At 43.2% G+C, this 23,638-nt stretch carries 24 protein-coding genes; all 24 read left to right on the top strand.

Going from position 1 to position 23,638, the window contains the following annotated elements; genetic code table 11:
- Positions 1-12 precede the first annotated feature (12 nt).
- The 24 genes from BMW61_RS17680 (at position 13) to BMW61_RS17565 (ending at position 23,550) form a co-directional block, all read left to right on the top strand.
- The gene (locus BMW61_RS17680; RefSeq protein ID WP_091824699.1) at positions 13-912 is read left to right on the top strand and encodes a carbohydrate ABC transporter permease; all 900 of its coding nucleotides are present in this window, start codon (positions 13-15) and stop codon (positions 910-912) included.
- 319 nt (positions 913-1,231) lie between these two features.
- Positions 1,232-3,730: a helix-turn-helix transcriptional regulator gene (locus BMW61_RS17675; protein ID WP_091824696.1), complete on the top strand. Its 2,499-nt coding sequence runs from the start codon at positions 1,232-1,234 to the stop codon at positions 3,728-3,730.
- A 92-nt stretch (positions 3,731-3,822) separates the two neighbouring features.
- A complete protein-coding gene (locus BMW61_RS17670) occupies positions 3,823-4,080 on the top strand; it encodes a hypothetical protein (protein ID WP_091824693.1) in 258 nt (85 codons plus the stop codon).
- Positions 4,081-4,094: 14 nt separating this feature from the next.
- Positions 4,095-5,462 (top strand): hypothetical protein, encoded by a 1,368-nt coding sequence (locus BMW61_RS17665; RefSeq protein ID WP_139176431.1) that lies wholly within the window; start codon positions 4,095-4,097, stop codon positions 5,460-5,462.
- Between the two features lie 15 nt (positions 5,463-5,477).
- Complete coding sequence (locus BMW61_RS17660) at positions 5,478-6,833, top strand: hypothetical protein (RefSeq protein WP_091824688.1); 1,356 nt, start codon at positions 5,478-5,480, stop codon at positions 6,831-6,833.
- Positions 6,834-6,845: 12 nt separating this feature from the next.
- A complete protein-coding gene (gene essC, locus BMW61_RS17655) occupies positions 6,846-11,438 on the top strand; it encodes a type VII secretion protein EssC (RefSeq protein ID WP_091824685.1) in 4,593 nt (1,530 codons plus the stop codon).
- Positions 11,439-11,475: 37 nt separating this feature from the next.
- Positions 11,476-11,730 carry a ubiquitin-like domain-containing protein gene (locus tag BMW61_RS17650; RefSeq protein WP_091824680.1) on the top strand — a complete coding sequence of 85 codons (255 nt, stop codon included), beginning with the start codon at positions 11,476-11,478 and terminating at the stop codon, positions 11,728-11,730.
- A 35-nt stretch (positions 11,731-11,765) separates the two neighbouring features.
- A complete protein-coding gene (locus tag BMW61_RS17645) occupies positions 11,766-12,068 on the top strand; it encodes a WXG100 family type VII secretion target (protein ID WP_091824677.1) in 303 nt (100 codons plus the stop codon).
- A gap of 64 nt (positions 12,069-12,132) precedes the next feature.
- On the top strand, positions 12,133-12,456 hold the full coding sequence (locus BMW61_RS17640; RefSeq protein ID WP_091824674.1) for a WXG100 family type VII secretion target: 324 nt from the start codon (positions 12,133-12,135) through the stop codon (positions 12,454-12,456).
- A gap of 13 nt (positions 12,457-12,469) precedes the next feature.
- Entirely contained in the window at positions 12,470-12,760 is a 291-nt protein-coding gene (locus tag BMW61_RS17635; protein WP_175475284.1) for a WXG100 family type VII secretion target, read from the top strand.
- A 15-nt stretch (positions 12,761-12,775) separates the two neighbouring features.
- Positions 12,776-13,084, top strand: coding sequence for a WXG100 family type VII secretion target (locus BMW61_RS17630; protein WP_091824669.1), 309 nt, complete (start codon positions 12,776-12,778; stop codon positions 13,082-13,084).
- Between the two features lie 11 nt (positions 13,085-13,095).
- Entirely contained in the window at positions 13,096-13,419 is a 324-nt protein-coding gene (locus tag BMW61_RS17625; protein ID WP_091824667.1) for a WXG100 family type VII secretion target, read from the top strand.
- Between the two features lie 18 nt (positions 13,420-13,437).
- Complete coding sequence (locus tag BMW61_RS17620; protein WP_091824664.1) at positions 13,438-14,079, top strand: hypothetical protein; 642 nt, start codon at positions 13,438-13,440, stop codon at positions 14,077-14,079.
- A gap of 97 nt (positions 14,080-14,176) precedes the next feature.
- On the top strand, positions 14,177-14,941 hold the full coding sequence (locus BMW61_RS17615) for a hypothetical protein (protein WP_091824661.1): 765 nt from the start codon (positions 14,177-14,179) through the stop codon (positions 14,939-14,941).
- A gap of 574 nt (positions 14,942-15,515) precedes the next feature.
- On the top strand, positions 15,516-16,571 hold the full coding sequence (locus tag BMW61_RS17610) for a zinc finger Ran-binding domain-containing protein (RefSeq protein WP_022762463.1): 1,056 nt from the start codon (positions 15,516-15,518) through the stop codon (positions 16,569-16,571).
- An 838-nt stretch (positions 16,572-17,409) separates the two neighbouring features.
- Positions 17,410-18,174 (top strand): class I SAM-dependent methyltransferase, encoded by a 765-nt coding sequence (locus BMW61_RS17605; protein ID WP_091824658.1) that lies wholly within the window; start codon positions 17,410-17,412, stop codon positions 18,172-18,174.
- A 2-nt stretch (positions 18,175-18,176) separates the two neighbouring features.
- The gene (locus tag BMW61_RS17600; RefSeq protein WP_091824655.1) at positions 18,177-18,797 is read left to right on the top strand and encodes a class I SAM-dependent methyltransferase; all 621 of its coding nucleotides are present in this window, start codon (positions 18,177-18,179) and stop codon (positions 18,795-18,797) included.
- Between the two features lie 14 nt (positions 18,798-18,811).
- Positions 18,812-19,315, top strand: coding sequence for a hypothetical protein (locus BMW61_RS17595; protein WP_091824652.1), 504 nt, complete (start codon positions 18,812-18,814; stop codon positions 19,313-19,315).
- A 20-nt stretch (positions 19,316-19,335) separates the two neighbouring features.
- Entirely contained in the window at positions 19,336-19,962 is a 627-nt protein-coding gene (locus BMW61_RS17590) for a GNAT family N-acetyltransferase (RefSeq protein ID WP_091824650.1), read from the top strand.
- An 18-nt stretch (positions 19,963-19,980) separates the two neighbouring features.
- Positions 19,981-20,808: a class I SAM-dependent methyltransferase gene (locus BMW61_RS17585; RefSeq protein ID WP_026499132.1), complete on the top strand. Its 828-nt coding sequence runs from the start codon at positions 19,981-19,983 to the stop codon at positions 20,806-20,808.
- A 19-nt stretch (positions 20,809-20,827) separates the two neighbouring features.
- Positions 20,828-21,301 (top strand): hypothetical protein, encoded by a 474-nt coding sequence (locus tag BMW61_RS17580; RefSeq protein WP_242876790.1) that lies wholly within the window; start codon positions 20,828-20,830, stop codon positions 21,299-21,301.
- 37 nt (positions 21,302-21,338) lie between these two features.
- The gene (locus BMW61_RS17575) at positions 21,339-21,863 is read left to right on the top strand and encodes a methyltransferase family protein (RefSeq protein ID WP_091824647.1); all 525 of its coding nucleotides are present in this window, start codon (positions 21,339-21,341) and stop codon (positions 21,861-21,863) included.
- 1 nt (position 21,864) lies between these two features.
- Positions 21,865-22,788, top strand: coding sequence for a ketopantoate reductase family protein (locus BMW61_RS17570; RefSeq protein ID WP_091824644.1), 924 nt, complete (start codon positions 21,865-21,867; stop codon positions 22,786-22,788).
- A 21-nt stretch (positions 22,789-22,809) separates the two neighbouring features.
- Positions 22,810-23,550: a GNAT family N-acetyltransferase gene (locus BMW61_RS17565; RefSeq protein ID WP_091824641.1), complete on the top strand. Its 741-nt coding sequence runs from the start codon at positions 22,810-22,812 to the stop codon at positions 23,548-23,550.
- Positions 23,551-23,638: the final 88 nt, after the last annotated feature.

Genomic DNA, 23,638 nt, shown 5'->3' with positions numbered 1-23,638 from the left:
AGGAGCAAAGCGATGAACGAAAAAGAGTATAAAGTAAGAAGACCGGTGAGTGACGTCATATTTGAGATATTTGTCGTAGTGTTCCTTTTCCTTTTTGTAGTAATAACACTTTACCCTGTACTCAATACGGTTGCACTTTCATTTAATGATGGTATTGATGCTGTAAGAGGCGGTATCTACTTGTGGCCTCGTAAGTTTACAATGAAAAACTATAATACAGTATTTGCCATGCAGAACATTTGGACAGGTGCCAGAGTAACAGTATTAAGAACCGTAGTTGCAACACTCACTTCACTTTTTGCAAATGCACTTCTTGCATTTGTAGTAAGTAGAAAGAGATTTTTATTTAAGTCCCAGCTTTCACTTTTCTGGGTTATCACAATGTATGTAAACGGTGGTATGATTCCTACATTCCTCCTTTACAAGAATCTTGGACTTACAGGAACATTCCATGTATACTGGGTTCCCGGCATGATCAGTGCTTTCAATATGCTGGTTATGAGAACTTACATGGAAGGAATTCCGGAAAGTTTGGAAGAATCCGCACAGCTTGATGGTGCAGGATACTGGACAATCTTCAAGGATATCATTTCTCCTTTAAGTAAGCCCGTTTACGCAACAGTTGCTCTGTTCATTGCGGTATGGCAGTGGAACTCATGGTTCGATGCAATGCTGTACAACCGTATGAAGACAGAATACACCACACTTCAGTATGAGTTGATGAAGTTGCTGTCATCAGTAATGCAGCAGAGTGGTAGTGCAGATAGTGCTAAGAATGGTGCAAACACCATCACACCTATCACAATCCGTGCAGCAGTTACAGTTGCAACAATGCTTCCTATCGTACTTCTTTATCCTTTCTTACAGAGGTACTTCGTTACCGGTCTTACAATCGGTGGCGTAAAGGAGTGATACTAAGACCATTACACCTTATGGTGTAAATAGATAATACTTTCCTTATATGCGAACTCCGCATCGGTTATGGCCGGTGCGGAGTTTTTTGTTTGGGAAACGAATCAACCAGATGACTCTAAAAATCGACAATACCTACCGCAAACAAGAAACCCAAAGCGCGCAATTTAATTTTTGTCAAGTACGAATTATGAACAATTCAGTGCATAATTCGTAGGCACAGGAGGGGATACATCATTTAGAATATTAAATTGAAGCACTGTCTATTTCTTGGACTTTTGCAAGGAAGTGCAAAAGTCAAATAGAGGGGAATAATATCATGCCAAAACGCAAAGGAAATTTAAACACTATTTATATTTCCGAACGCCTTCAGGAATGCCTGAGGCAGGTTGCTTTTTGCCCATTGACTACAGTGGTGGCGCCGATGGGATACGGGAAGACTACTGCCGTAAACTGGTTTCTTTCTGAAAAATCGCATGATGAAAAAATTGATACCATTCGTATCAGTGTGTATTCCGATAATGTTACCATTTTCTGGAAAAGTGTTCAGGATGCGTTCAGCTTCGCCGGATACAATTTCCTTCAGGAGTATCCTTATCCTACAGACCCCGCCAGCGGAAGTCTGTTAGCTGATGCTGTCTGTCATGAATTGCAGGGAGAGAAACCCTGTTATATCTTTCTTGATGATTTCCACCTTATGACAGATCATAAAGTGACTAAGTTTATATGTGTTCTGGTAGGAAGACTTCCTTCAAATGTGCATCTTATCATCGCCAGCCGTGATCGCTTTATTCCGGCAGGAGAGATATTGAGGCTTGGAAACAAGGTTCATCAGATAGGAGTAGGGAACCTCAGACTGAATCACACAGAGCTTACTGTATATGCACATAAATGTGGGACAGATTTATCATCGGAACAGGCAGATAAACTTCTGTATTCAAGTGAGGGATGGTTTTCTGCAATATATCTTAATCTGCGTACGCTGTCGGAGCAGGGAATGCTCGCGGACAGTAACTCGGATATCTATGCCATGTTCAGTGCTGCGATGATTGATCCTCTTAAAGAGGAGGAGCAGGAATTTCTTGCGGCAATGGGGCTTGCGGACGAGTTTACGGTAGAGATGGCGAACTATATAACGAAGCTCGATATGTCAGAGTCTCTGATAAAATCCATGACCGAGCAGAATGCCTTTGTGACAAAACTTCCTGATGGCGTTCACTTCCGCTTCCATCATATGATGAAGGAGTGTGCGGAGAGAACTTTTGCGAAACTCCCTATGGAAAAACAGCTCACTTACAGAAACAGATATGGTGACTGGTATACAGAACATGAACAGTACATTCATGCTCTGGTAGCTTATAAGCAGAGTGGAAATTATGATGCGATACTCGATGTTGTTCAGGCGGATGCCGGAATATTACTGGCAACACAGAATCCTGATCAGGCTATAGCAACTTTGGACCAGTGCCCAAAAGAGATTCTGGACAGGCATCCACTGGCGCTTCTCGTAATGATGAGGTGTATGTTCAATTGGCAGAGAATTCCGAAAATGATGGAGCTAAAGGGCCTTCTCCTTGCATCTATCGAGAATCATCCCGAAATGGACAAGGCCGAGCGTGACAATCTTCTTGGTGAGTGTGATCTCATAACAAGTTTTCTTATGTATAACGATATCAGCGCTATGAGCAGGCTCCACAGAAGCGCCAGTGAGCATATGACGCACAGCGCGATAAGTCTGAGTAATAAGGGCGGATGGACTTTTTCTTCGCCTTCGGTTTTCATGATGTATTACAGACAGCCGGGTGAACTCGTCAAGTACCTTGCGGAGATGGATGAGTGCATGCCTCATTATTACAAGATAACCGACGGACATGGCAAAGGTGCTGAGAAAATAATGCGAGCAGAGGCCTGCATGATGCAGGGAGATTTTGTGGATGCGCAGCTTCTCCTCGAGGAGGCCTACAACATGGCGGAGTCCGCGAATCAGGAGAACATGGTTTTATGTGCGGATTTTGCAGCGAGAAGGCTGTCACTTTTTGCTGATACGGATATCAGATGCAGCTTCGAAAACAGATACAACGAGCTGATAAAGCAGCGTAATATTGCGCAGATTAATATATGGAGCGCAACCCTCGCGTATTACTATGCTCTTTTGGGAAAAGAGGACAAAATTCCGGAGGTATTTAGGGATCATGCACTTTCTTCCGTGAATCTCCTGGCACCGGGTAAGCCGATGAATGAAATGATTGAAAACCAGGTATATCTTCTGCAGGGGGCATATCCTAAGGTAATTGCGAGAAATGCAGAGCTTATGGGAAGATGCATCGGTATGCATTATGCGCTGGTGGCAATACACATAAATATTCAGTCGGCAGCAGCCTATGAGATGATGAACAAAAGAAAAGAAGCAAAAGAGATGCTAAAAAAGGCTCTGGAAGGTGCTATGCCTGACAAGCTTGCACTTCCTTTTGCTGAGAACTACTCTTATATAAAGAAGCTCCTGAAAGAGTGTGTTACTGAAGACAATTCATCCTTTGTGGATGTAATCTGCACTCTCGGTATGATGATGGAGCAGCGCATAAACAAGCAGAAGAAAGAAGTCTCAAAGCCTGCATCCCTGAGCGGTCTCACAAATCGCGAGTACGAGATTGTCATTCTTATGCATGAGCGCATGAGCGGGAGAGAGATCGCAGAAAAGCTCTTCATCTCCGAAGGCAGCGTCAAGCAGTATGTAAACCAGATCTACTCAAAACTCGAGATAGAAGGCGACCGCCGTAAAAAACGCCAAAAACTCTTCTCCCTAATCGAAAATAAATAACCTAACTTTTAGTTAATGTTTATATTTTTTTAACCATCGTACAATTTGTACGGTGGTTTTTGTTTTTTTATTTCATTAAGGAGGGGGTTTATGTGAAAAGAAAATACATTTTGGATGTTGAGCCGATGGCTGACTTTATATTGAGGGTAAATTTTGTGTCCGGTTCAAGTATGCTCTTGGATATGAAACCCCATCTGGACAAGGTACGGTTCAAGAGACTTGCGGATGAGGGAGTATGGAACAGCGCTGTAACAAATGGAATATTCGTCCGCTTCGGAGATGTGGAAATCAGTCATGATGAGATTCTTAGTATGGCTGAAATGGGCGACGGAGCATATGAACAGGGATGAAGGAGGAAGAAGCAATGGGCGATGAAAATATGAACAACCTTGAAGAAGATACCTCGGTGTTATTTGTATCCGGTCAAAAAAAGAAAAAGGCTGAGGAAGAAGCCAGACTAAAAGCTGAGCAGGAGGAGGCGGAGAGGGAAGCCAGGGAAGCTGAGATTAGAAGACAGGAAGAGGCGGTGGCTTCCAGAAAAAGCAAGGCAGAGGATCTTAAAAAGAATCTTGATATTAAGCAGCAGGAGAGAGATAAGCATAAAACCAAGAATAAGCTTATGCCTATTTTCATAGGGGCAGGATTAGCTGTTGTAATCCTGATAATAGCGATGGTTGTATCGGGGATTAAACCTAAGAAGGCTTACGAGGAGCTTGCCGATTTTAATGCTGAATACGAAGTGGCAGAAGCAGGATACGGGCTGAAGATAATGTATCCTGATACGGTTTTTGGAGAGGTTACCGAGAATGCTTCAAGTGACGGAGTGGATATAGTATTTGGCGGAAAAGAAAGTTCAAGTCCGGAAATGGATGTAATCGTAGCTAAGACCGGTTATGACAATGTAATGAAAAACATTTCCTGGACGGAAATAAATGACAAGCTTAAAGCCGTTGCAGAGGAACACTTGCAGGGAGCGGAACTGATTACGGAAAACGTCAGCGATCCCACGGATTTAAACAGCACGGTATATGAGTATCAGTGCACTTATAAATTAGATGACAAGAGCGGAGCATATTTAGGATGGTGCACACAGGACAGTGACGGAAATGTACTTGTTGAAGCAGTCGATTGTAAGGCCGGTAAGGATGATCTGGAAAGTGCGGCAAGACTCTGCAATCAGTTTGGAGAGATTAACGCACAAAGCAAATTGAAGATGCCCGGGTATGCTGAGGCCAAAGATTTAGGAGACTATGACAGGATAAGTATTGATGAGTTAAATGCGGGAGTCCGTATTCCCAAGAATATGTTCACCCAATTGGATAGTTTTACGGATAACGGCGGAAAATGGTACAAGGCCGTGGATGAGAACGGCGCTATCATACTTATTTACATAGGTGTTTACGCTGACAAGGCATCGTTCGTTCCGATTGAGCAAAGCCAGCTTCCGGCTCTCTATGAGATATACAGGGAAGCAATAAAAAAGTTCCTGGAGGGAAAGGTTGTTTATTCGGAGAGAACTCTTGCCTATGAGAAACCGGCTGAGACCAATGATATTGATTATGCATCACATTATAATCTGAAAGTAAGCGGGCGCGAGTATATCGAAGGGGATTACATGTCATTGTATCCCACAGACGAATACGTGTATTCCACGATCTTTTACATGCTGGCTCCGAAGAATAAGAGCGACGAATATGAGCAGATATTTCAGCATATGTACAAGGAAGACTAAAAAGGGGGAGAATTTATGAGCGACGAGTTTTTGAATGAAAATGAAGAAACTGAACAAACTGCGGCGCTATTTGTAGCAAAGCAGAAGAAAAAGGAGGAGGAGAAAAAGGCTGCCGAAGAGCAGGCAGAGAGAGACTTAAAAGAGGCGGAAGTCAAAAGGATGGAAGCCGAAATTGCGGAGCGTAAGAAAAAAGCGGCAAAGGGAAAATTGATTGCCATAGGTGTAGGAGTTGTAGCAGTTATTGTTACACTTTTTATCGTAGTTTCCCTGCTTGATGCCGCATCAAATATCGGAAAAGTGGATTATGCTGGCCTTTCATTTGATGCCGAATATACACCAAATGCAGATTATAACAAGATAGCCATTAAGTATCCCGGAGGATTTTATTCGGAGATTTCCGAGACCGAAAAAGACAGCAACGCAACTTTTGTGGACTTTGCACCTGAGAAAGACACGCATGTGTCTACAAGAGCGGGTGTCGAGTGTATGACAACTGATAACGGGTCAAGGAATTACATGAGGGGCGGTATTGCTTACACAGATACGAATACTTTCATAAATATATTGAAGAACTCACTGAAGGAAAATCTGGACAAAACTGTGCCGGGAGCAGTCATTTCCGATGAGGTGGAACCCGATCTTACGACAGGAACACCGGAGAAGTATTGCTACACCTGCAGCTTTACTTCCAAGGAAAAGAGCGGAGGCGGAGGAATATGGCTCGAAATATCCGATGAAGGTGTTCTGGAATTAGTGAGTGTATTATGCATGGGACCAGGTGATGATGTGGCAGAAGGTAATACACTTCGTGATGGATTTGTAAATGCCAACTCAGAGGATGCGATGTTGATACCAGGTGCAAATCCTCCTTCAGCCGATGCTCCGTTGGATGGTGTGCTTGAATATCCGGAAATAGATTTAACCATGAAGGCGCCGAAAGACCTGTTTTATATGGATGAAAGACCGGAAACCGGCTTAAGGGTATACAGTGACACAAACGGCGCAGGAATAATGATACAAAGGATAGAGGTAGAACAGGGCTTTGATAATCTCAATGTCACCGAGGAGAGCCTTATCGAATATTACGAAAATATGGCGAAAAGCGGTATAGAGATGTTACTGATGAACATATCAGGAAGAAAAGAGGGAAGCCCGGGATATATGCAGAATAACGCGGAGGACTTCTATAGGACCTATTCGTTTGACTGGTGCGGGAGAACGTATTACGAGATTTTCTATATGACAACCTGGAGAGATACAGTAAACGGAAAGGATTATTTCTTACAGATGGAATTCTTCGCTCCAATGGAAAATTTAGAACCATATGATTTGGTTTTCGCAAATATGATACATGACTTTGGAAGCAGATAAAGGAGGAGGAAAATGAGTTTTTTAGTAACGACCGTATTTGAAAACGGTTTTTGTGAATTGTATCTTCCCGATGTGGACAACAAAACTGTTCCTCTTGAAATCAAGCCGTATATCAGCGGCAGAGATGATGATGTAATCCTCCCGCTGGAGGTGTGGGACGGAGTCTGGACTCTCACGGGAGGCGGAAAATTTACCATCACCCAGAATGAGACAAAGGTTGATAAAGTTACACTGGTGGACGGTCTGTTTGTTAACTGCGAATTCAAGGATGGCCAGGTATTTTCACTTACCGCAGAAGAAGTAGCTGAGGGCAATACTCAGTTTAAAAAATATCTCCTTGGACAAAACAATCAGTCACCCATAGTGATCGGAAAGGATGCTTCCAATACAATAAGCTATAACAATAAGTTCGTTTCACCGAAGCATGCGCAGATATCCTTTACAGCTGATGGTGCGATCATCAAGGACCTCGACAGCATGAACGGAACCTTTGTAAACGGCAGAATGCTTCAGGGTGAAAAGAAGCTGATTTTCGGTGATGTCATTTATATCATCGGACTTAAGATTATTTTCCTTGGAAGTACGCTGGCGATCAATAATCCCAAGGAAGCCTGCCAGGTAAACGGAATCAAGGAAATAAATATCACTACAACCGGTGGCGGAGATGACAACTTCGAAGAGGAAGAAGAAAAGTATTTCCTCCGTACACCTAGAAAACTTGAGGTGCTTGACACTGAGACAATCACACTTGAAAAGTGTCCTCCTAAACAGAAACAGGAGAAGCAGCCGTTGCTCCTCACCATCGGACCGTCCTTTACCATGATTATACCCATGGCTCTTGGTGCAACTCTGGCGATGGGAGATGGCTTTGCAGGCGCAGGCGTTGTCATGAGTGCGGGCGCTGCAGTTGTAGGTGCAATCTGGGCTATTGTTAACACGAGATACCAGGATAAGGTTTACCGTCAGGCAGAGATGGCGAGAGTTAAGAACTTTGAGAATTACACAGTCGAAATGCAGGGCGTAATCAAGGATAAGATGGAATACAACTCCGCAGTTTTAGCTAGAACTTATCCATCCGTAAATGAAGCGGCTGATATCGGAATCGGTGAGACCTCCAGACTCTGGGAGAAGAGCTGGGTTCACGATGATTTCCTGGATGTTCGTCTCGGAACAGGCGATATTCCTTCATTTAATAAAATCGAGACCTCGAAAGAACAGGCGATGCAGGAGCACGATCCTCTGAATAAACGGACTGAGGATATCAAGCTTGCAATGGCTGAACTTAAGGGCGTTCCGGTTTCGCTTTCACTTTATAAAAACAGGTTTGTCGGCATTGTATCGCCCGACAGACCAAGTGCCATAGCAATTGCAAGGACAATGACTGTCCAGATTGCAAGTGCTCATCCTTACACGGATGTGAGAATGTGCATGGTCTTCCCGTCAAAGGAAAGAGACAACTGGAACTACATGAGATTCCTTCCCCATATCTGGTCACCTGACGGAAAGCTTCGTCTCATGTGCTGCGACAAAAACAGCATTGGTGATGTTATGTATTTCATGTCCGGAATTATCCGTGACAGAATCGAGAAAACAGGTAAGGAAGCAGGAAAAGACGACCATAAGAAGATCCTTCCGCACTATGTTTTCGTGATCGCAGACTATTCACTGGTTGCGGAAGAGCCTATATGTAAATACCTGCTCAATCCCACAGAGGAGATGGGTATTTCCGTTGTTATGCTCGCAGATGCACCCGATAAGCTTCCGAGCGGCTGCACAACCATAGTAACTGCAAGCCAGGAGGAGTGCGGCTTTGTTTCAACAATAAATGCCTTCCCTGCAAGACATAACGTGAGCTTTGACAATCTTCCTCCGCTTAAGGCAGAGACCTTTGCCAGAAAACTTTCAGGCATACACCTCAGGGAGACAGGCGTTTCCACAGCTATTCCGGATATGCTCACCTTCCTCGATATGTATAAGACATCCAACATTGAGTCTCTGGATATTTATCACAGGTGGCTTGAAAACCGCACATATGAAAGCATGAGAGCAATGATAGGTTATAAGTCCGGCAATCAGCCGCTTTTCCTGGATATCCATGAAAAGTATCACGGACCTCACGGTCTCGTAGCAGGTACTACCGGTTCAGGTAAATCAGAGACTTTGCAGAGTTATATCCTGTCACTTGCAATTAACTACCATCCTGATGAGGTGGCCTTTATCCTTATCGATTACAAGGGCGGCGGAATGGCACAGAGCTTTGAGGGACTTCCTCATGTTTCGGGTGTCATTACAAACCTCGGCGGTAATGCGACAAACAGAGCGCTGTTGTCCATCAATGCAGAGATTAAGCACAGGCAGAAGCTCTTCAATGAGTTCAAGGTTAAGCATATCGATGCCTATATTGAGCTTTATCGCTCAGGTATAGCAACAGAGCCCATGCCGCATCTTCTTATAATCGCTGATGAGTTTGCGGAGCTGAAAAAAGAGCAGCCGGAATTCGTTCGTTCGCTTGTATCAGCAGCCCGCGTGGGACGTTCACTCGGCGTAAACCTTATCCTTGCAACCCAGAAACCTTCAGGCGTTGTTGATGATGAGATATGGTCAAATACAAGATTCCGTTTGTGCCTGCGTGTTGCGGACAAGGGCGATTCCAATGAGATGCTGAAGAGACCCGATGCAGCTTACATCACAGGAACAGGCCGCGGATTCTTCCAGGTAGGAAGCGATGAAATCTTCGAAGAATTCCAGTCAGGCTGGTCAGGCGCTGAGTATGAACCTGGTGTTCCGTTCACGGATGAGAAGAATGCGAAGGTTGAACTCATCAATCTGATCGGTAAAAACGGAGTTCCGAAGAAAAAGGATAAGAATAAAAAGTCGGATAATATCAAGAAGCTTACGCAGCTTGACGCAATCGTAAAATACACGGCAGAGATCGCAAAGGAGCACAATATAGCAGCGGTTCGACAGATATGGCTTCCCGCTCTTAAGAACAGAATTTACTTAAGTGACCTTGAAACTGAGAAGAGCGAGGGCTTTAGCCTGCGTCTCCCCGTAGGTATTGCGGATAATCCGGAGATTCAGAGCCAGTACACAGCTTATGTTGATTTCCTTTCAGACGGAAATCTGCTCATCTGCGGTGCTTCCGGATCAGGAAAGACAACTCTTTTGCAGACCATTATTTATGGCGCGGTTACAAATTACAGCGCATCGGATGTGAATATCTACATACTTGATTTCTCATCTCGCACAATGGCAGTATTCTCAGCGATGCCTCATATCGGAAGCATATGCTTCGATGGCGAGGATGAGAAGCTCAATGACACCTTCGAATTCTTCATGACAGAGCTCACAGAGAGAAAGAAGAAGTTTGCGGGAATGGGTATCGGTTCCTATAAGGAATATGTTCAGCATGCATCCGATTGCCCGGCACTTCTTCTCATAATAGACAACTTTGTGGCATTCTATGAAAACTATGACAGGTTTGAGGATGACCTATCGGTGCTCACAAGAGAAGGTGCAAGCTACGGTATTTACACAGTTATAACAACCAACGGTTCTAGCGATCTAAGGAGCAGACTCCGTCAGAACTTTGGCACCGGTATCGGTCTTCAGATGCCCGACCGCTTCGAGTATGAAGCAGTTGTGGGTGATCACACCGAGATCGTTCCGGAAGGAAAAACTCCCGGACGAGGTCTCATCAAGGCTCCCGGCTGCGTAGAGTTCCAGGTAGCCCTTCCTGTGCCGGAGACAGACGGCCTTTCACAGGCGCAGAGCATCAAAAAGAGCCTCTCGGCGGTGTCGGTGGAAGGAGATTCTAAGGGTGCAAAAAAGCCCGGACAGACTCTTGATTCCCTTAGCATTAAGGACCTTTTAAATGATGCAAAAGCGCTTCCCGAAAACAGACTTGCAGTAGGTAAAACAGTAGACGGTGAAAACATTATTTCCTTCGATATGGATAAGGAATACTGCATAAGCCTTATCGGTCTCGGAGAGACCGGCAAGACAAACCTCCTGAAGGCTATCGCTCTTGAGGTTAAGGACAAAGGAAGCGAAGTAATCATTTTTGATGGGAAAAATGAAGAACTCAAAGACTTCGCAGCGCAAAACGGAATCTCAGAGTATATAACGGATGACGCAGGACTGTTTAAACTGATGCAGAATGAAATAGTTCCAAAGTTCGGTGAGAGAAATAAGATCGTCAATGATGCAAAGAATTCAGGAACACCTATCTCTGATGCAATGAAGGATCAGAAGAGAATCATGGTTCTCATAAATGATTATTCTTACTTCATCGAAACCGTTTACTCAGAGGAATATGGCATGAACGGATTCTTTGAGACGGCTCTTGAAAAGGGAAGAGATCACAAGATCTACTTCATAGCAGCCATGACAAACGACGACGTTTCAGACTGTGCGAAGTACAAGGTATCAAGACAGTTCACGGAAATGGAAAGCGGCGTTAACCTCGGCGGAATGTTTGATCAGCAAAGTGTCCTTCACTTCGAAATGTCCTCAGCGGATGCTGTAAGGCAGCTCCCTGCAGGGTTCGGCTTTGCACTTTTGGACGATGGCACAGCCGTAAGAATGATCACACCGCTTGTATAAAGCAGTTTGTCTGTTAACTGTTAAAGGAGGAAAGGTTATGAGCAGAATTTTATTAGAAACCAGGGTTCCAAGCATTGCCAAGACCTACGAGTTTTCAGCAGACTCTGTGATGTCGGTAGGAACCGTAAAAAAAGAGATGATAAGACAGATAACGGCTGTCGAGAATCTTAACATTTTTCCGAATCCTGATAAGGTGCTGTTCTGCAGCATAGATATGAACGGCCTTCTGCAGGACAACGAGACTTTGGGGAGTATCGGAGTTAAGAGCGGCGGACGCATAATGCTGATCTGATATGAGATTATGGCTATTGCCGGAAGGAGAATGCTATGGCAGATATGACAAACGTTGATGCACAAAGACTCAGACAGACAGCGAGCAAAGTCAGCAACCTTGCGGGAGATCTGTCTAACAACGTGGGAAAAATAAATGATGCGCTGGGAAGTCTGGCTAAGGGCTGGCAGTCTGATGTTGCCACAAAATTTTTGCAGAACTGGCAGGCGGACCAGGAGGCCCTCAAAGAGATGATAGAGCAGTACATGGAGGTCGGAAATCTCATGAATGAGCTGGCCAATGATTACGAAGCATCTGAAAACGAAGTACAGGGTCTTATAGGAAAACTGAAGATCTGATAGCTTGATACAGTTTTCGGGGAAGGTGAAAAAGCCTTTCCCGGGGCTGTGGAAGGAGGAAAATATGGCGGCAGGAAATGATACAAAAATGGATACTGCGCTGTTACTGTCCACCGCGGATACGCTCAGCCCGCTTATTAAAAATCTTGAAAATGTATTCGAACAGTTTCAGCAGGAAATAAAGAGCTCAAGAAGTAACTGGCAGGGAGACGGATCCGATGATATCAGAAATACGGCAGCACAGCTTAAGGAGAGCTCTGCTGAGATCATCAGAGTGCTTAATGGTTATGTGACGGGACTGAAGGAACTTGCAGGTGTCTATGATAAGGCAGAGACGAAGGTGGAGAACACCAGCAAATCACTTAAGTTTGACGGTACATTTACGTAAGGGGGATGAGCATATGAAGTTTAATTATCAGCAGACGATGCAGCAGGCCCAGAATCTTGAGCAGCTTGCATCCGACCTCAGAAGTAAGACAAAGCCCGCTATAGGCGGAGTAAAGGATAATCTGAATGCTGCCTGGACCGGAGATTCCGGAAAAGCCTTTATCAGGTTTTTGGGAGAAGTGGAATCAGACATGGACGCGAAGGCAAAGTACTTAAAGAATGTTTCGGATTATTTAAAGAAAACCGCAAAGAAGATCAAGCAGGCAGAGGAAGCAGCAAAGAGATCAGCAGCTGGAATATCCTAAGAAAAGAGGTAATTTATGGCGACGAAAAATACAGTAAATATTCAAAAGATGATGTCTGCTGCAACCGAACTTGATAATATTCATGCATCAATGACGAAGCAGATAAAAAAGCTGGATGAGACAATGTCAAGCATAAAGCAGGTATGGTCAGGAGAGGCCGCAACTACTTATCTGAAGCAGTATGATAAAAACTATACCGCTTTTCAGAATATGGCGAAGGCCATAAGAGGCGCATCGGATGCACTGACGGAAAACTGCAACACCTACAATCAGGCCGACAGCAAGGCCATGGACATCGTTCAGAAGTTGTCACACAGAGGCTGAGGAGGTAGATTATGGCAGACGTAAATATTCAGGTAGATGTGAAAAAACTCAGGGCGCTTGCTGAGTCGGTTGACAAGGTGCAGACAGAGCTGAGGGAATCCTGCTATTCGGCCAAGGGACAGATCGATTCTCTCAAGAATATCTGGACAGGCGAAGCGGCGAACACTTATCAGACAAGTTTTCAGAAGCTGATGGATGAGTGCAATGAAGCGTTGACGACTATGGGGAAAATGGTCAATTCACTTTACGACTCAGCTGACAGATACGACCAGGTTGCTAAGGATCTCAAGAATTCAAAGGATATTCCCAAGCTCCCGACCAACGTTTTTAGTTGAATATGAGGTGGTGAAAATATGGCATATAAAGTATCTTACAAGGTTGTCGCCGAGCAGGGCGAACAGCTAAAGAAAATTGCAAAGGATATGGATAACTATGTGAACCAGCTTAATCAGATTATCGGTAAGCTTGGGGGAGATGAGCTTCTCGTAAACATAAGGAATGATCTTAAGGGATTCATCAGGCAGCTCGAGGAAGAGAGAACGGTTCTCGATTTATCCGGACAGGTCCTTAGCGAAGTCATTCAGAGCTACAGCAATGTTGAGAAGAAAACAGTTCAGAAAGTTGACCGCGCAAAAGCGCACAACAGAGATTTTTACAAAAGACCTGTTGTGGTTGCTTCTGCCGGGGCAGGCGCGGGAGCAAGCGCATCTGCCGGGGCCACTGCTGTTGTTAATGGCGGCGCAGGTCAGACGACAGTCAATGTAAGTTCCACGGTGATAAATCAAAATGTCACCAATAATTATACCAGCGGAGCTGAGGGCGTATCGGGTGCCGGAGGAATAGGACAGGGACTTGCAAGCGCTCTGGGCTCAATTGATATTGATCCTAATGTAGCCGTTACCGCAGCTGCAGCAGGTCTTGCAGCCGCAGCAGGCAGTGCCGCCGCTTCGTCCATCAAGGAGAAGAAGAAAGAGAAGGAAGCGGCAAAGGCGTAAGGGTATACTATTGCAAAGGGCAATTATAGGGATGCTTCTGTAAGGACATTAGTGAAGTATCCGCTGTTTTTGAGGAGTGGATAGGAGTGATTTTGTTATGAGAAATAAGATTATTAGTGTGATGTTAGTTGGCGTAATGGCTACTGCTTTGTGTGCCTGCGGAGATGGAACGCCCGTTGATTCTTCTATTGAAGACAAGGTTCAGGCTGTTGTAGAGGCTGAAGATGAGGACACTGCACTGGCTGATGACTTGCCTGATTCAGCGGGCTCATACAAGAAGGCATATCAGAAGGTTGTAGATGATCTTTCTTCCGCAGGCGATGCAGATATGTTTGCGCTTGTTGATGTCAATGACGACGATATTCCTGAACTTGCCGCTTCAAGCTCAGAGGGCTCCTGGGATAAGGATCAGGTTTTCCTGTACACGGCAGACGCAGGCAAAGCCGTTCTTCTTGCAAGTGACATAGGTCCCGGTATGGAAGGACATTTCATCGCATACATCGAAAAGGGAAATGTGTTTATCAAGAGCGGCGCACCTACAGGTGAATACTACACCTTCTATGTTATTGGAGACAATCAGCCCGAGGAATTCTTCTCAGCAGGTCATTTTCAGATGTTAGACGACAATGATAATGAAGTCGAAACCTACATGATAGATGAAGAGGAAGTCACCAAGGACGAATATGACAGCCAACTCAATGACGCCCTTGAATCAGGCGAGTTCATCATGCTCGCTGAGCCCGAATCCCTCAATATGGTGAAATACAATGTAAGCTTCAAGGACGGCTACATGGCGCTCGAGGAGACAGAGGAAATTCCTTATCTTCCGTATGATGAGATTAGTGAGCTCCTGGCGGAGTGAGAAATGCACTTGGTAATCCTCAAAAATGTAACAGGCTCAGGGCTATCAGCTCTGAGCCTTACTTGTGTGTATGTATTTTTTGCTTAGTATGTTATGCCTTGACCTATTTGCCCTCTATTATGTTTGTGGTTTTCACTTGTTTAAGGGGTGTCACAATAAAACAGGCAATTTCGGTCTGATTTGTTGTACGGAAAAAATGGCGAGACAACAAATTGTTATGAATATAGCTACATTGTTGCATGATAAAATGATTGGAACAACAATTCAATATAAAACAAGATGATTTGTTGCATGAAAAAAATGCAGGCACAACAAATCAACTACAATCTACCTGATTTGTTGTTCGAGAGAATTTTCGATACAACAAATCAGGTTAATCATGAAGAATTTATTGTCCGGGTAAATCCCAGACCACAATAAAGCAGGCTGACAAAATATAACAAAATAAGCAGTTCTATTTTACAATATTAACTATTCTAAAAGGCGCTTGTATATTCTATACTCGTTAAAGGAGGAGTGAAATTCTATATTTTTTCATAATATAATAGAGCACGACCTTGGAGGAAAATTTCGAATGGAAGATAAGATTGTAATGGGCTACTGGGACTGTCCGTCCTGTGGAAGTACAGGAATACCCGGAAAAACTTATGACTGTCCGAATTGTGGAAGACAGAGGGGAAAAGAGACCAAGTTTTACATGAAGTCCGGGCCGGTGGAATATGTTCCGGGACACAAGGTTACGGGAGCAGACTGGTACTGTGAATATTGCGGAGCGCTTAACACTGCGGAAAGAACTACCTGTGAAAATTGCGGATCGCCGAAGAGCGACAGCAAAGATGATTATTTTTCACTGAAAAAACCAAAGCCCGAAGTAAAGCCAAGCAGTACTCAGAACAACACGACTTCTGCGCCGGGAAACAAAGGATCGTTCTCAAGATTCCGCTTAATCGGGATTATCGCAATCGCTATTCTCATTATAATCCTGATAAACAGTATAGTTTCGAGACCGAAAAATTATACCTTTGATGTAAAGACCCTGACCTGGGAAAACTCCATTGATATCGAGGAAAACAAAACTTTCCGGGAGTCGGACTGGAATCTTCCAAGCGATGCAAGACTTGCCTATACGAACTGGGAAATCCGAAGCTATGAGTCGGTGCTTGACCACTATGAAACAGTGACAAAATCACGGCAGGTTCAGGACGGAGGGCATTACGAGACAAGCTATTCGGATAACGGAGACGGAACTTTTACAGAGCATAACAATTACGTTCCGGATTATACGACTGAGTATTACACGGAGGAGGAACCCGTTTACAGGCAGGAACCCATCTATGATACGAAATACTATTATGATATAGACAGGTGGGTTGATGAACGAACCGAGACGACCACGGGAACTGACAAGAATCCCTACTGGCCAACTCTCAATCTCACTGACAAGGAAAGAGAAGCCGGAAGGTCATCAAAGTATACGATGAGCGGTGAACTGAATTATAAGTCATTTGGAAAAAGTAAGAAAAAGACTGAAGAATACACGATAGATGAGTCCACTTGGAAAGAATTAAAACCGGGAGATAAGCTCGATGTAACAATAAAAGACGGCAAGCTTGTCGAGTGGAGCAAATAAAAATAATCCCAGTCCAAAGTAAATAAAAATAATCCCAGCCCTACGATTTGTTTAAGGGGCTGGGATTTTTAGATCAAGGCTCTTTTTCTGTAGCATTACGCTGATGTCGCTATCCATATAGTCTGTTTCTTTTTTGAAAAGAGTTGAGAGATAGTTGTTGTTAAGTTTTACGGAATTTGCAAGATCATCCAAGCGTATGGTTTCGTGTAGGTGCTGATCTATATTTCAGATGCAAGAACGCTCTTCGCGATACACCAGCTGAACTTATATGTAACGATTCCATGCAGTGATTATATGAAGCGTATGAAGCGTTTTTGACACAGACTATTTTTGCATCAAGTACCTGCCGCGATTTCTTTTTTGGGAAGTTGCGGCAGTTATATGTGGATAAATCTTCTACCGCAATTACAATTCTGGAAGTTTGAGGCAGTCAATTGTGGCATCATAATTCTGCCACATTATCAATATTTCTCTTTTGAGGCAGATAATTACATGTGCAAATTACTGCTGCAAACATGATTTTTATATATTGTGGCAGTATATGGATTAAAAACACCACTACCGCAAGTATAAATATTTGTGATTGCGGCAGAATTTGTCACCCAATGCGTACTGCTGATACTATGCATTATCGGTTTTGCAGCAGATAATACTATATAAGATGAGCGATCCAAATATTTCCTGAGAAAAGTTAGCAATAACTAACGAGAAGTGTTATCATTAAGATATTCAAAGGGAAATCTCGTAGTGACAAATAAATGTAGGCATGTGGACATCAAGGAAGCGTAGTGCTATGATTCATAGTTAGCAAACGCTAACATGAATAAAGGAGGATGATATGAAAGCTGATTATAAGAATTGGGTACCAAAAGGAATGGTATTAGGGACATTGGCTGTAACATGTGTGTTGCTTGTGATAGCTATGATTTTGGGGATTAAGTCAGTGCCGGGAATAGTATTTCTTGTGCTGACGGTGTTGTCCGCGCTGGGGACATTATGGATGTTCCTTATGTACAAGGCTTTTTCCTATAATGGAACAAGACAAATGTCCAGGCATATCATTGAAGGAGTATCGTCATACGTTAAGATTCCTGACGGAGGTAAATGCCTTGATGTCGGATGTGGAAGCGGCGCTCTGAGTATTGCCTGTGCCAAGAAAAATCCGGGAGCTCAGATTATCGGTATAGACAGATGGGGAAAAGAGTATGCATCCTTCAGCAAAAATCTTTGCGAAAGTAATTCCGTAGCCGAAGGCGTAAATAATACATCCTTTCAGCAGGGAGATGCCTGTAAGCTGGATTTCAATGACGAGTCATTTGACGCAGTGACAAGCAATTATGTATATCACAACATTCCAAGTAAGGACAGGCAGGCAATCCTTCTTGAAACATTAAGGACACTTAAGAAAGGCGGCACTTTTGCTATTCACGATATTATGTCTAAATCCAAATACGGAGATATGGAGAGCTTTGTAGAGAAGCTTAAGACTATGGGATACGAAGACGTTAGACTTATTGATACAACAAATGGCATGTTCATGAACAAGTGGGAGTCCACATGGATGGGACTTACAGGCTCAGCAATTCTTATGGGGAGGAAATAAATATGGGACTTTATAAATATTTTGTTAGTCAGACAAGAAAACCTGAAGGCTTTCTAGGTCAGATGATGGTTAACGGTATGAACAGCGGTCATGCCAAGATGGCAGACTGGGGCATGGCACATCTTAAGACCATTGCACCGGAAGAAATTCTTGAAGTTGGTTGCGGCGGAGGAAGAAATGCGCACGCACTTATGGAGAAGTATCCTGCATCAAAGCTGACAGCCATTGATTATTCTGATGTTTCGGTTGAAAAGGCGACAGCATACAATACGGATATGATCAAGAAAGGACGTTGTAAGGTCCAACAGGGAGATGTTTCTAAACTAGGAATGGAAGAGCAGTATGATCTTGCAACTGCCTTTGAGACTATCTATTTCTGGCCGGGACTCGAGAAGTGCTTTTCAGAGGTAAATAAGGCACTTAAACCCGGAGGAACCTTCATGATCGTGAATGAGTCCGATGGCACTGACAAAGCGAGCCTCCAATTTGAAAGCATCATCGACGGGATGAAGTGTCATACAGTAGAAGAGATTGAAGGTGCTTTAAAAGGAGCCGGCTTTTCAAAGGTTAAGACGGATCATCATGAGAGTAAACCGTGGATTACTGTTATTGCGAAGAAGTGAGGAGTGGAGGCTATATGAATGCGATTATAGCAGGACTTATGTGGTCTGTTTTGTGGATAGGATATATATTTGTTGTTCTCAAATGGTATCCGTGGGAGTTACTTCATGATTATCCTGAAGATATTAAAGAGGCAGCGACACTTCCTGAACCTACAGATAAACAGAAAAAGCAGGCAAAGCTTGTGTGTGGAATCATATGTCTTGTGATATTTGGATCACTGCTGGCATTTGGACTGACAAAATTTGCCTCTGCTCAGACCACTTTCCTAATGGTACTCGTATATGTATTTATCGTAGGTATGATATGGAATGCTATAGATCTTCTTGTTATGGACTGGATTCTAGTATGCTCAATCACACCTAAGATTGTAGTCATAGAGGGTACAGAAGGATGTAAGGGATATAAGGATTATATGTTCCATTTTAAGGGATTCCTTATAGGATGCGTATATACAGCGATAATGGCAATTGTATTTTCGGGGATTATTTATGGGATATTAAAGTTTTTTATCTGGTGATTTGCTGGGGGACTGAAAAAATGATTAAGATGAGAGGATTGTCGGAAACGGATATTAAAACAATATCCGGACAAATTGCAGATGCTTTTTACGATTATTCATACAATGAGAGCGACGAAGGCCTTATTAAATATATTGGCACTAGAGAAAACATGTATATCTACATCGGTGCTATAGTAAAAGCAGCTTATAAAAGCGGGATGCTTTATGCAACATCTGAGAACAGAGAAGGATTCTTGGTGCTTTCAGGTGAAGGCGTGAACTCTATTGGATTTTCAGATGGCATGAAGATGATAATTGCCGAGAAAAAGGCCCTTGGTGGTTTTAAGAAGATGAAGCATTTTATTTCTGCGTGTTTTTCTGAAGGTGGTTCCATAGAGACACGAATGAAAAAATCCAAGAGGAAGTTCTTAAGAATTGAGGTATTGGTTGTAAGAAAAGAATATCAAAAGCAAGGATTTATGAAGCAGATGATGGATTATGCGTATGAACTTGCTGATAAGCAAGGAGTGCCGGTCATTCTTGATACTGATGATAAGGATAAAAGTGACAGGTACGAGCATCTTGGCATGAAGCTTGATAGAATCAGAAACTGCGGCGAAAAATTTCATATGTATGATCTGATAAGAGAACCTAAAGTAGCCTAATGACAGAGGTTAAGACACATGTATCATATTGAGAAAAACACTGTACAGGAAACACTGATTATACCGCTGTTTGGAAGAAAAGTATGCTCGGAACATTTTCCAGATTTATTTAAGGATCCGGAGGCTGAGCGTATTTGCTCTATGCTGGATTATGATTTTGAAGAAAAGGGCAAGAAGATGGAGAGCACAGTAGGACTGTTTGGCGCGCTTGAAGTTGCTCAGAGGCAGTATGATCTTGCATGGGAGGTAAAGGATTATCTAAAGAAACATCCGGATGCAGCGATCGTAAATCTTGGGTGCGGATTGGATGATACGTTCAGAAAATGTGATAACGGAACTTGTAAGGGTTACAACATAGATATGCCTGATGTGATAAAGGTCAGGAATGAGATCCTTCCTGCAGGAGAGAGGGAGAATAATCTAGGATACGATCTTAATGATGATTGCTGGATGGATGAAATAAATCCGTCGCATGGTGTTGTTTTCTTTGCATCAGGTGTTTTCTATTATTTTAAGACTGAAGCTGTAAGAGAGTTGTTCCAAAAGATGGCGAAAAGATTTCCCGGTGCGGTTATTGTATTCGATTCCTGTAACCGGCGCGGTGCAAAGATGATGACTAAGACATGGCTGAAGGAAGCGGGAATATCGGATGTGAATGCGTTTTTCTCTATTGAAGATAAATCTGAAATAGAAGCGTGGAGTAGTAATTTCGCATCTGTAACTGCGCGGAGTTACATGAGGGGATACAGAGATATCTATAACGAAGTCGGTTTCTTTCATAAGCTTATGATCAAGTTCTGTGATAGCCTGGTTAAAATGCAGATCATAAAGATTACGTTTGGGTGAGGTGGCTGTGGTGATTATTATGATCCAGCTGATTTTATATTGCTTATTGTTCACTGTAATGGTTAAGTACGCAGTAAGAGGCGGTGCTATTGATGGTTTGTATTTCTATCCAAAACCGGTGCAGGAGAGGGCTTTTGAGATAGGACTGACAACAAGGGAAATCATGCAGAAAAAACGCAGGATTTTTATGACAGAGTTCTTCATTGTGATGCTGGTAGCTCTGGTACTCATTATCGGGTTATGGAACAGTACATCTGATTTTAAGGCGGCATATTTACAGGCACTTTTATTTCTTGAAGCAATGAACATTTATGATGGTGTTGTTATAGATAAAATCTGGGTTGGGCACAGCAAATTTTGGGTTCTGCCCGGATGTGAAGATATACCATATGTGCAGACCTGGGGACAGGTTATAAAAAAGAGAACAATCCTTGCGCTGATTTGGCTTGTCGGTGCAGCTATTGTGGCGGGGATTGTGATGGTTTTATTTTAGACAGCGTGATACTTCGAGATGACGAGGTAATAAGAAAATGTTAAAGAACTACATGAAAGAAGGACAGAAGCTTCCGCTATTCGGAGCTGGACCATATATAATCTATGGAATTGCCATGGTAAATGTTGTGGGGATTATCCTATTTAGCTATGTCTTTAAGATAGGAATTTTGTATGAACCATGGATTCTCATATTTCGTATTGTTGGTGCATTGCTCATTGTGTTAGGAGCAGCTGTTTGGTACATAGGTGCGCTTCGCTCGGATATGGATGACTCGATAACGGAGAACAGACTTCAAACCAAGGGAATATATTCCTGGGTAAGAAATCCCATGTACAGCGGTTGGTGGATTGCTTTATCAGGAATAACCTTGATGTGGCACAATGTATGGCTGCTCCTTTTTCCGATTATCGATTGGTTGATCATGACAATAGCTTTGATCAACACAGAAGAAAAGTGGCTCCTGGATTTATACGGAGAAGAATACGCAGAGTATAAGAAAAATGTAAATAGATGCATTCCGTGGTTTCCGAGGCGTGTGGATATAAAAAGAGGAGAATGAAATGAGAATACTTGTATATGGTGCAGGAGTACTAGGGGGGAACCTTGCGAACAGCCTATACAGGCAGGGTAAAGAGTTAACACTCCTTGCTCGCGGCAAATGGTATGAAGAGATAAAACGAAATGGTCTCAGTATACATCACTATTTTGGCAGGAAGACCAATGTGAAGATACCTGTGATCAATGAACTGAAATCAGATGATATATACGACGTTATTTTTGTAGTGGTCAGATATACCCAGGTGGACAGTGTTGTTGAGGATCTAAATAACAATGGCTCCAAGAACATAGTATTTGTTGGGAACAATCTCAAGACAGACGAACTCACAAAAGCACTATCGGAGAAGTCAGTTCTTTTTGCATTTGCAATGTCTGCAGGTCACAGGGAAAAGAGCTATATCAGATCTGTAACACTGAATAAGATAACCGTAGGTAATTTAAAAGGAAATCCATCGGGGGAGGCTTTTATAAGAAATGTCTTTTCCGGAACAAACTTCAAAGTCGTTTATGAACCTAACATGACAGATTGGCTTCTGTGCCATGCGGCATCAGTTATTCCAATAGCATTTGCCTGCTATTATGCGAACGGAGACATTAAAAAACTTAAGCGTGACAAAGCCTACATCAACAGGATCATGGACGCAACTATCGCGGCCTACGCAATATTGGAAGACAACGGGCATGAAATAATGCCTGATTCAGATAAAGACTTCAGAAATCCCAAGTTCAAGAAGAAATATATCCCGTTTTATCAGTTCATTTTCACAACAAAACTTGGCAAACTCTGCACTTCAGATCATGCCATGAATGCAATCGATGAGATGAGTGCACTCAACAGAGATTTCAAGGAATACATTGAGGAATATGGCGATATTCCTCAAGCGTGGATAGACCTTGAAAAGGATACAAACGGATATCTGATATAAAACAGGGAGGATGAGTAGTTTATGTCAGTTAAGATAAATTCTTTGAGTGAAAAAGAGATTCGTGATATAGGAGATGCTTTTGCAGATTTTCAGTATGCTGAATCAGAATTCGGAATGGGGTATCTTGGAAAAGGCAGACAGGCCGTGAGTGATTACATATGCGCTGTAGCGAAGGGCTTCTTTAATTCTGGAAAGAGCTATGGAGCCATACTGTCAAAACTGAAGGTGCCGTACATTTATGTAGGCATGGTTGCAGTAAGAAAAGAATATCAGGGCAAAGGTTTCATGCGAAAGGTCCTGGAGATTGCATTTGAGGAAGGTCGAAGACAGGCAGTTCCTGTGGTATTGGATACGGATGCGGTGCTGAAGAAAAATAAATATGAGCATCTGGGAATGAAATGTGTAGTGACTCAGCACTTTACCGATGGGGTCGAGCTTTACGGAATGGTATATGAGCCTGATAATATCCCGAAAGAGTGGAAGAGTGAGATTGTTCTCGAGGACATGCGAATACTGTCTTCGTCTAATAAAAATGTATGGGATCGCTTTGCACCGGTTTACAGCAGTTTCGTCACAGGAACTCCCGGAAATAAGCGAGCATATGAGTCCATGTACAAGCGCATAAAAGCAGTGATTACGGATAAAGAAGTACTTGAACTTGCTACAGGCCCCGGAGTTATTGCAAGGCAGGTTGCAGATGAAGCAAAAAAGATGACAGCTACGGATTATGATGTATCAGCGAGAAAACTCCTTCTGACATAGTCGGTGGGGATGAATCGCTGGCCCTCAGCGTTTCGCTTTGCTGTATCGTCCTGTTCTTTCATATTTTCTTTTGTGGTCATCCGTGCGC

The organism is Butyrivibrio sp. ob235, assembly GCF_900109475.1.
Classification (GTDB): domain Bacteria; phylum Bacillota; class Clostridia; order Lachnospirales; family Lachnospiraceae; genus Butyrivibrio.
The sequence above is the reverse complement of the archived record's forward strand: the minus strand, read 5'-3'. Positions and strand labels throughout refer to the sequence as shown.

Coding starts and splice junctions, on each gene's coding strand:
- BMW61_RS17680 (WP_091824699.1), top strand. CDS start 13: ATGAACGAAAAAGAGTATAAAGTAAGAAGACCGGTGAGTGACGTCATA.
- BMW61_RS17675 (WP_091824696.1), top strand. CDS start 1,232: ATGCCAAAACGCAAAGGAAATTTAAACACTATTTATATTTCCGAACGC.
- BMW61_RS17665 (WP_139176431.1), top strand. CDS start 4,095: ATGGGCGATGAAAATATGAACAACCTTGAAGAAGATACCTCGGTGTTA.
- BMW61_RS17660 (WP_091824688.1), top strand. CDS start 5,478: ATGAGCGACGAGTTTTTGAATGAAAATGAAGAAACTGAACAAACTGCG.
- essC (WP_091824685.1), top strand. CDS start 6,846: ATGAGTTTTTTAGTAACGACCGTATTTGAAAACGGTTTTTGTGAATTG.
- BMW61_RS17650 (WP_091824680.1), top strand. CDS start 11,476: ATGAGCAGAATTTTATTAGAAACCAGGGTTCCAAGCATTGCCAAGACC.
- BMW61_RS17645 (WP_091824677.1), top strand. CDS start 11,766: ATGGCAGATATGACAAACGTTGATGCACAAAGACTCAGACAGACAGCG.
- BMW61_RS17640 (WP_091824674.1), top strand. CDS start 12,133: ATGGCGGCAGGAAATGATACAAAAATGGATACTGCGCTGTTACTGTCC.
- BMW61_RS17635 (WP_175475284.1), top strand. CDS start 12,470: ATGAAGTTTAATTATCAGCAGACGATGCAGCAGGCCCAGAATCTTGAG.
- BMW61_RS17630 (WP_091824669.1), top strand. CDS start 12,776: ATGGCGACGAAAAATACAGTAAATATTCAAAAGATGATGTCTGCTGCA.
- BMW61_RS17625 (WP_091824667.1), top strand. CDS start 13,096: ATGGCAGACGTAAATATTCAGGTAGATGTGAAAAAACTCAGGGCGCTT.
- BMW61_RS17620 (WP_091824664.1), top strand. CDS start 13,438: ATGGCATATAAAGTATCTTACAAGGTTGTCGCCGAGCAGGGCGAACAG.
- BMW61_RS17615 (WP_091824661.1), top strand. CDS start 14,177: ATGAGAAATAAGATTATTAGTGTGATGTTAGTTGGCGTAATGGCTACT.
- BMW61_RS17610 (WP_022762463.1), top strand. CDS start 15,516: ATGGAAGATAAGATTGTAATGGGCTACTGGGACTGTCCGTCCTGTGGA.
- BMW61_RS17605 (WP_091824658.1), top strand. CDS start 17,410: ATGAAAGCTGATTATAAGAATTGGGTACCAAAAGGAATGGTATTAGGG.
- BMW61_RS17600 (WP_091824655.1), top strand. CDS start 18,177: ATGGGACTTTATAAATATTTTGTTAGTCAGACAAGAAAACCTGAAGGC.
- BMW61_RS17595 (WP_091824652.1), top strand. CDS start 18,812: ATGAATGCGATTATAGCAGGACTTATGTGGTCTGTTTTGTGGATAGGA.
- BMW61_RS17590 (WP_091824650.1), top strand. CDS start 19,336: ATGATTAAGATGAGAGGATTGTCGGAAACGGATATTAAAACAATATCC.
- BMW61_RS17585 (WP_026499132.1), top strand. CDS start 19,981: ATGTATCATATTGAGAAAAACACTGTACAGGAAACACTGATTATACCG.
- BMW61_RS17580 (WP_242876790.1), top strand. CDS start 20,828: ATGATCCAGCTGATTTTATATTGCTTATTGTTCACTGTAATGGTTAAG.
- BMW61_RS17575 (WP_091824647.1), top strand. CDS start 21,339: ATGTTAAAGAACTACATGAAAGAAGGACAGAAGCTTCCGCTATTCGGA.
- BMW61_RS17570 (WP_091824644.1), top strand. CDS start 21,865: ATGAGAATACTTGTATATGGTGCAGGAGTACTAGGGGGGAACCTTGCG.
- BMW61_RS17565 (WP_091824641.1), top strand. CDS start 22,810: ATGTCAGTTAAGATAAATTCTTTGAGTGAAAAAGAGATTCGTGATATA.